Source organism: Sporosarcina sp. AD_1, from assembly GCF_057373025.1.
The window spans coordinates 472,915-480,342 of record NZ_JBPVIR010000003.1; the positions used below are offsets into that span (position 1 = coordinate 472,915).

The 7,428-nt window shown below is 42.8% G+C and carries 10 protein-coding genes and 1 pseudogene; 3 read left to right on the forward strand and 8 right to left on the reverse strand.

The features are described 5' to 3' along the window. Positions 1-23: 23 nt before the first annotated feature. Entirely contained in the window at positions 24-740 is a 717-nt protein-coding gene (locus ACSW3C_RS08590; RefSeq protein WP_486562080.1) for a class I SAM-dependent methyltransferase, read from the forward strand. A gap of 474 nt (positions 741-1,214) precedes the next feature. Here the strand turns inward: ACSW3C_RS08590 and splB are convergent, their stop codons facing one another. Beyond that, on the reverse strand, positions 1,215-2,243 hold the full coding sequence (splB, locus tag ACSW3C_RS08595; RefSeq protein ID WP_486562081.1) for a spore photoproduct lyase: 1,029 nt from the start codon (positions 2,241-2,243) through the stop codon (positions 1,215-1,217). Positions 2,244-2,359: 116 nt separating this feature from the next. Between splB and ACSW3C_RS08600 the strand changes: the two genes are divergently transcribed. Beyond that, positions 2,360-3,097, forward strand: coding sequence for a hypothetical protein (locus ACSW3C_RS08600; protein ID WP_486562082.1), 738 nt, complete (start codon positions 2,360-2,362; stop codon positions 3,095-3,097). 69 nt (positions 3,098-3,166) lie between these two features. Here the strand turns inward: ACSW3C_RS08600 and ACSW3C_RS08605 are convergent, their stop codons facing one another. From ACSW3C_RS08605 to ACSW3C_RS08630, 6 genes and pseudogenes are all read right to left on the reverse strand, one after another. Then, positions 3,167-3,955, reverse strand: a complete 789-nt coding sequence (locus ACSW3C_RS08605) for an ABC transporter permease (protein ID WP_486562083.1) — start codon at positions 3,953-3,955, stop codon at positions 3,167-3,169. Then, positions 3,956-4,732, reverse strand: coding sequence for an ABC transporter permease (locus ACSW3C_RS08610; RefSeq protein WP_486562084.1), 777 nt, complete (start codon positions 4,730-4,732; stop codon positions 3,956-3,958). It lies immediately after the preceding gene. After that, positions 4,729-5,709 carry an ABC transporter ATP-binding protein gene (locus ACSW3C_RS08615; protein ID WP_486562085.1) on the reverse strand — a complete coding sequence of 327 codons (981 nt, stop codon included), beginning with the start codon at positions 5,707-5,709 and terminating at the stop codon, positions 4,729-4,731. The genes ACSW3C_RS08610 and ACSW3C_RS08615 overlap by 4 nt, the downstream gene beginning before the upstream one ends. Positions 5,710-6,031: 322 nt before the next feature. After that, positions 6,032-6,187, reverse strand: coding sequence for a YvrJ family protein (locus ACSW3C_RS08620; protein WP_486562087.1), 156 nt, complete (start codon positions 6,185-6,187; stop codon positions 6,032-6,034). Beyond that, positions 6,177-6,320 (reverse strand): annotated as a pseudogene (locus ACSW3C_RS08625) (sigma factor-like helix-turn-helix DNA-binding protein); the annotation flags it as partial. The pseudogene ACSW3C_RS08625 and the gene ACSW3C_RS08620, both read right to left, overlap by 11 nt. A gap of 125 nt (positions 6,321-6,445) precedes the next feature. Beyond that, positions 6,446-6,691, reverse strand: coding sequence for a hypothetical protein (locus tag ACSW3C_RS08630; RefSeq protein WP_486562089.1), 246 nt, complete (start codon positions 6,689-6,691; stop codon positions 6,446-6,448). A 118-nt stretch (positions 6,692-6,809) separates the two neighbouring features. On the opposite strand from ACSW3C_RS08630, the gene ACSW3C_RS08635 reads away from it, so the two are divergent. Continuing rightward, entirely contained in the window at positions 6,810-7,004 is a 195-nt protein-coding gene (locus ACSW3C_RS08635) for a hypothetical protein (RefSeq protein WP_486562090.1), read from the forward strand. Positions 7,005-7,159: 155 nt separating this feature from the next. Here the strand turns inward: ACSW3C_RS08635 and ACSW3C_RS08640 are convergent, their stop codons facing one another. Further along, the gene (locus ACSW3C_RS08640) at positions 7,160-7,354 is read right to left on the reverse strand and encodes a hypothetical protein (RefSeq protein ID WP_486562092.1); all 195 of its coding nucleotides are present in this window, start codon (positions 7,352-7,354) and stop codon (positions 7,160-7,162) included. Positions 7,355-7,428: the final 74 nt, after the last annotated feature.

Here is a 7,428-nt window from a genome sequence, read left to right on the forward strand (position 1 = left end):
TAAAAAAGAAAGCGGGTTGCAAAATGATCCCTATTGTTTATGACCAGCTCAATCGCTGGGGGAAAGATGATGATTTTTTCCTTTCCCTTTTACAAAAATCAAACACGAAGCAACTCGCAGACCTCGGATGCGGGACAGGCAGGCTCACCGTCCATTTTGCCAAGCAAGGATACGATGTAACGGCCATCGATCCTAACGAAGAAGCCATCGAGGCAGCAAGAAATAAAGAGCATGCTGGTCACATTAACTGGGTGGTCGGAGACAGCGCGGACTTGAAAACGGATGCTTACGATACAGTCATCATGACAGCCAATGTCGCCCAAGTCTTCCTGACGGATGATATCTGGCAGCAAGTGCTCGCGGATGCTTACCGGGCGCTGAAAGACGGCGGCCACTTCATCTTCGATACACGAAATCCCTTAGCGGAAGCTTGGGTCGCCTGGATGCAAGACGACACACCTGATGCCGCCGTACACCCGGACAACGGAGACGCCCTTGAAATCTGGACAACATACGATGGGCTGGAGGAAGACATCTTCACATTTTACGAAACGGTTACCTATGCACAAACTGGGGAAGTCATAGTGCGCGAGAAAATTCAATTGAAATTCAGAACACTGGAAGCCCTTCGGGAATCTCTGAAGAAAGCCGGATTTTCAGAAGTGCAAGCCTATGGCGACTGGGAATTCCAAGAAGCCACAGCTCAATCCAAATCGTTTATCTTCGATTGTGTAAAATAAAGGCCGTCCGGAAAGGATTTTCCGGATCGGCTTTTTTTATGGGTGGATAGTTGGAGGGTTCTTGTTGTATGGATTAGAAAGGATTGGCTGATCCTTTCAAGCAGACAGGCGAATATTTGAGCACTCTTTTGGAACTTACGAGCAGTTTGGCGGATATACGAGCACTTCCACAAATATACGAGCACTCTTTAGAACATACGAGCAGTTTCCTAAATATACGAGGAGTTCACGCGAACTTACGAGCAAACTAATGAAGATACGAGCACTTCCCAGGTACTTATGAGCACTACCGCAAATGATAAGGGGACTCGCTTCGAATGAATACGTCCGGTTGGTGTAATCATACGAGTGAGTTTGGTGCCATGGGAATTTTAATCGAAGATAAGACCATTCCAACACATACATTGTTGATTTAAAAAGCAGATGAAGAAAAACGGCATGTTTTTCTTCACCTGATTATATTCCAAATAGGCCTTACGTAAAATATTCTATCTTAGCATTTGGGAAGAACGCTTCGGTATAACCGAAGACATGCTCTTTAATGGCGTCCTCTTCGTTCTTCGGGTAAATATACTTGCCTATCCCGTATTTACCCCATTTATATCGGCGCTTTTCCTCGTCGAGCTCCAGCTTTGTCTTAGGGTAGTTCTTTTCAATGACTTTTTTCGCCGGCTTGGTGAAGCGGTGCTGAATAAATTCGAACGTAATGTCATCCCGTGCATCTTGCGGCAGCTCGGCATCCAGCCGTTCGAATAAATGCCGGTATCCTTCTTCCCAACCTTTGTGCAAGTAAATCGGCGCGACGATAAATCCGAGTGGATAGCCGGCCCGTGCGACTTTTCCGGCAGCCTCAATCCGCTTTTCGAGCGGCGAAGTGCCCGGCTCAAAGTTTTTTATGACAAAATCAGCATTCACACTGAAGCGGAATCGTGTATGTCCATTATGCTCGGCATCGAGCAAATGATCGACGTAGTGGAACTTCGTTACAAAACGCAGCCGGCCGAGCTCTGTTTGCCCAAAATGGTTAATCGCCCGTTTCAATGTATGGGTTAGGTGATCGATACCCACAATATCAGATGTACAGGCCGCTTCAAATCGGGTAATTTCCGGGGCACGTTCTGCAATATAATTGTCTGCGGCTTCCAAGATCTCTTCGACGTTGACATACGTCCGGATATACGGCTTGCTTCCCATCGTCGTCTGCAAATAGCAATAATGGCAATGGCCCATACAGCCAGTCGCAAAAGGAATGGCATATTCAGCGGATGGCTTAGACGTATCGAACTTCAATGTCTTCCTGATTCCGACGACCAATGTAGACTTTGCCATCCGGTACTTTTGCGCGTCCGTTTCTCCCGGCAGATTCCTCACTTGGTTATGGGATGTTGTAAACCGAATTTCAGTCCCCAGCTTTTCAAATTTCTCTTTCAACTCTTGTCCAAGCGGGTAATCGAGCGCATTCGGCTCAAAATATACGAGCTGCGGCATAAAAGGTTTGTTCATGATCAAGCCTCCTCATCTGTAGAGTGCTTAACCAGAATGGTTTTATACAGCGCCTTCTTTCCATGGATAGTTATGCTATACTACTTTAGATTAACTATTTAAGGAATGATTTTCATATGCTAAAACCTTTTGGAATGGTATTGCTTCTGATTGCCAACCTTTCTACAATGGGTTTGTTTTACTTTTTACTGGCATTCTTTTTTGGTTTGGGAATAGAATCAAAGCCGGACGGCACAATTATTTTTTCCATTCTCGTTGGCTTGACCTTACTAATTTGGATTGCATTCTATTTCGCCGCCTTCCGATTAAGTAAAGGGTGGCTCGTTTTTCTTACTGTGTGGCTGGCTGTTCTTACACCGGTCTGCGCGTTACTCCCTTTCTTTTTAATAATTCCTGTTCTGTATCTCACAAGCATCATTTTTCTTTGGAAACAAATCCCCAAGAAAACAGGTGATCAACAGGCTGCCATGGAAAGGAAAAAACAAACGGGAAAAGAGGAAGCCATACTACTCTTAACACTTGTCCCAACACTATGGGCAACATGCTTGTTCTTTTTCGACCTTCTTCTATACCAACCTGATTGGAGTCTCCTCGTACCTGCCATCTTTCTGCCGTTAAGCTGGTTTACTGTATGGAAACTAAGCAATGCCTGTTATTCCAAATGGGTTTATTTCCTTACACTCCCTTCCTTATTGGCTATATGGAGCTTACTAGAATACTTAAGAGGAGCAGGCTTAGAAGTGCTCCCGGATCTTTCTTTTATCCCAGATCTCGTCTCCTTAGTTATCCAGCCATTTGGATACGGGCTAGCGATATATCTTGCATGGAGAGGAGAGAATAGAAAGAATGCGTGATGAAGGGACTGCTTTCATCGCGCTTTTCTTTCCCACTGAAACACGATAACCAAACCGATATGACGCACTTTATTCCAAATCCATCGTCCCTTTTACGCGTGCCAAATATTCTGCGTAGGCAATCAACACCAGGCTGATGGCAAAAAAGAAGCATCCTAATAGGAATTCCTGGCTCAATAGAGCTGCCATATGTGAAAAGTCGCCTTGATTTACAATGTCTTTTGTCAATCGGACGCCTCGGGTGAGTGGAACAAAGGCCGCTATTTGCTCAAGCCATGCAGGCATGACAGAAAGCGGATAGTTGGCCCCGCTCACTAATAGCAGCAGGCTCGCGAGCAAATTGGACCACAGATGCATGGAAGGCGACCATAAACAAAATGTTGCAATGATCAGCCCTAAACCGCAGGCAGAAAAAATCGACACAAGCCAGATTGCAAGCAGTGATAACAGTGCGTCCAACGGAATGGAAAGCCCAAACAGCAGTATTCCGAACGCCAAGCCGAACACAGCGGTGAACACCCCATTTACTACATGTGCGAGCGACCTTGAAATGAAGAGAGGCGCTTTGCTCGAAGGTGTAGACATGACAAGCTGGAGCGTCCCCATTCCCCGATCCGATGTAATGACGGACATCATGCCGAATACGGAATTCATGACGCATAGCAGTAAGGCATTCGATGCGATATAACCTGCGAGTCCTTCCCCTCCGTACACATAATTCACTAGCACCGCAAAAAAGAGCAATTGGCTAAACGGATTTAATACCATGACGAAGACATACACTTTCGGATCCAGCCAACCGAACAACGCCTTATAGGATAAAATACTGTGTCGAAAAAACCGCTGCACCGCTTCCATTCAATACACCCCCAGTTTCCCATTGATGCGGGCTTTGTGCTCAACCGCCCGGTAGCATACATAACCGAACCCAATGTAAACCATTACAAGTCCAAGCAATACGGAAAACGGAAGGGCCAGCTGGGACCATGTCGCATTTTCTTCCGTCGCACGTCGCAGCAGCTCAATCGCCCACGTTGGCGGCAACAAATAGGAGATCGGCTTTACCCAGTCAGGCAAAATAGTGATCGGAAATAAAAAACCGCAAACGAGATAAATCGGATATTCAATGAAGTTCATCAAGGCATTCGTCTGGCGGGACAGCGTAAATGCCAGTGCCAAGAAAAATGAAAAGACCGAAATGGCGATCAGCACCAAAGCAAACGAACCGAAGAACAACACTGGTTGAACAGCCGGCACTTCAATTCGGAAAAACAGAACAAGATAAAGGAACGCAATGACCATGGAAATCAATCCCCATACCATATTGCCGATTATCTTCCCGACCAGAATGGCAGCGAATGAAACCGGGGCAACAAACAGCAGTTCAAGCGTCCCATAAAAGCGTTCTCGCTGCACTTCGCTTGCTGACGAATAAACGATAGAAGACCACAAGGCCATGAAGCCTGAGCCGAGGACGACATACTGGAACAAACGCTCAGGAGAGGAACTGCCGTAGATAAAAAACGCCAATGTCGCTAAAAATAATGGATTGACCACAATAACAAATTTGAACATCGGACGGGCAATGGATAAGCCCATCTGCACTTTGGCTGTATGCATGAAAGCTCGCATCATTTCGCATGCCCCCCGACTAGCTGTACGTAGACGTCCTCAAGTGTCGGCTGCATAATCGCCAAATCCGAGATATTCGTCTCATCGACGAGCTGGTAGATAGCAGGAATGACAGCTTGCGGCATTTCTGTCTGCAGGCGAATCGTCGTCAGCATGTCATCCTGCTCCTGCTTCACATGACGGACATGCGGCAGACGGGACAACGCCTCCAACTTGCTCGCATCTACTTTAGTCAGCTTGCATTCAATAATCGATAGACCTGCTGTCTGCCGTTTCATATTCGCCGGCGTATCCACCGTGATCAGCTGCCCTTTGTCAATAAACGCAATCCGGTCGCAAAGCTCATCCGCTTCGTACATATAGTGGGTCGTCAGCAAAATAGTGGTGCCTTGTTCATTCAATTTCAGTAAAATGTCGCGCAGCCGCCTGGCACTGACCGGATCGAGGCCGATCGACGGTTCATCAAGAAAGAGGATATCGGGTCGGTTGATGAGCCCTCTCGCAATTTGAAGTCGCTGCTTCATTCCCTTAGAGAACGTTTCGACCCGCTGATGGGCCACGTCCTCAAGTCCGACCAGTTCAAGCAGTTCCAAAATACGCTTCTTCTGTTCAACCCGCGGCACCTTGTACAGATCTGCAAAATAGGCAAGGTTATCATAAGCGGACAACCGCCAATATAAGTTCCGCTCCCCGCCTAAGATAAAGTTAATATGCGGCCTGACTTTCCGCTGCTGCGTAACAGGGTCCATCCCAAGTATTGAAATCGTCCCCCCGTCAGGAATGAGCATCGTCGTCAACAGCTTAATCATCGTTGTTTTCCCCGCTCCGTTTGGTCCGAGCAAACCGAAAATCTCCCCTCTGTTGATGGAGAAAGAAATCCCCTTCAGCGCCTCGACTTCCTTCTTCGTCTTTTTGAACAACCCCACTTCGGTCTTATACACCCGCCGAACGTTAGAAACGGTAATAACTGTTTCACTCATTTCATCTCCTCCTATATTAGATACTAATCTTATTAGATGAGTATCTAATATATCGGGAGGATTTGTCAATGGGACAAATAAAAAATAAAAATCCTCAAGCGCTTACATTTTGAATACGGAAGACTACGCTTGAGGATTAGAGCTGGAGCATTTTAATATTCTAAGTTATATGACATATATTCACAAACATTTGAACAGGGTTATATTGTATTGAGGGTATGGTAGTGGATTATCCTCAAGCAAGAGCATCATAGTTGTTTGATTTAAAAGAATGGAGTTCGAGGACTTTAGTATCTAATTACACTATGTTAGAAAGCTTTGCTTATTTGTCTGCTCGATCTAAGACTTTTGTTAATTCTTGAATTGCATTTTCCAACTTTTCTAGCTTCTTTTCAAAACGCACCAATAGAAATATTGTTACAACTATAGGAAAACCCACATTTCCAATTATTTGAAGCATATCAATTTCATTTTGCATCGTTAGCCCACCTCAACTTTTGTAAAGCTGTTTGTTTGGTTTTCGAGATGGATTGTTGTGAAACACCTAATAGATTCCCGATTTCTGTATCATTCAAATTAGCGTAAAACCACAACTCCAAAACCAATTTCTGCCTATTGGTTAATTACTTTAAAGCTGTTAAGGGAATCATATCTTCAATTTTATTATTTTCTCTTATAGTTTGATCTTCGATTTGTTCAACTAAAGTATCCCCAGACTCAGAAGGCTTGTCCAATATTAAATTAAATTTTGGTTGCGTTCTCTATTTTTTTTATCAAAATTAATTGATTCAAAATCAATCAGCTTAGAAAAATAAGAAATGATCCTTATCTTATAATAAAACTTTTTAAATCTTTGATTTAATATTTCTTTCAACTCGGCAGAGTTTCTTTCCAGATACGACTCATACACTTTTAAATTATCTTGCTGTTTTAAAAAGTTACGAAGTAATGGATTTTTAATTTTTTCTTTTGCCATAACCATGTGCAATTCCTCCTTTTTTAAATAGAGGGATATATGTAAATAAAAAACAACCTTTCACTGGTTGTTATTTTAACATTTATTCTCCTTTTATTAATGAAAAGAAAGGAGCTGGCTAATAATGAAAAATCCTGAAGATAACAAAAAGGAGTATTTTGATTTTTACTTAAAGGAAGTTGTTCCAAAAGTCGAGGAATTAGTAAATGCTAGTGGACATAAAAAGCGCAAACAAATACAAATGAAGATCATTTCTACTATCAAAGGAGCTGGCTATGATAGTGAGGCTAAAAGGTTGAAGGCCATATTTAATTTATAAAATTGAAAACAGCGATTAACTAGTTAAAATTCTTTCAAACATCAACAAGTGATCTCGTGTCGGTGATTAATTAAATATCGATATTCATAAAAAGAGTTGGAAATCATGATGACTTTCCAACTCTTTTTCTTTTATAAAGGAATATACATTTCTTTCTAGCTCATATATTTTTCTTGATTTATCAAGTCAAAAAAACCGGGAATATTTGTAGTTTTTATATCCGGTAACTTGGATAAAATTTTTAATATTAATTCTTGTTCTAAATCCCCTCTTTCTTGGAAGTTAGTATTTTTCAATGCACTTTTGATTTTCGGTTTTAAAATTTCTAATACCTCAACATCTTTATACACATCAATCACCCCTTTCAAAACACAGAACAAACGTTCTTATTAATTGTAAAATAAAAGCCTTTATAAATAAAGGC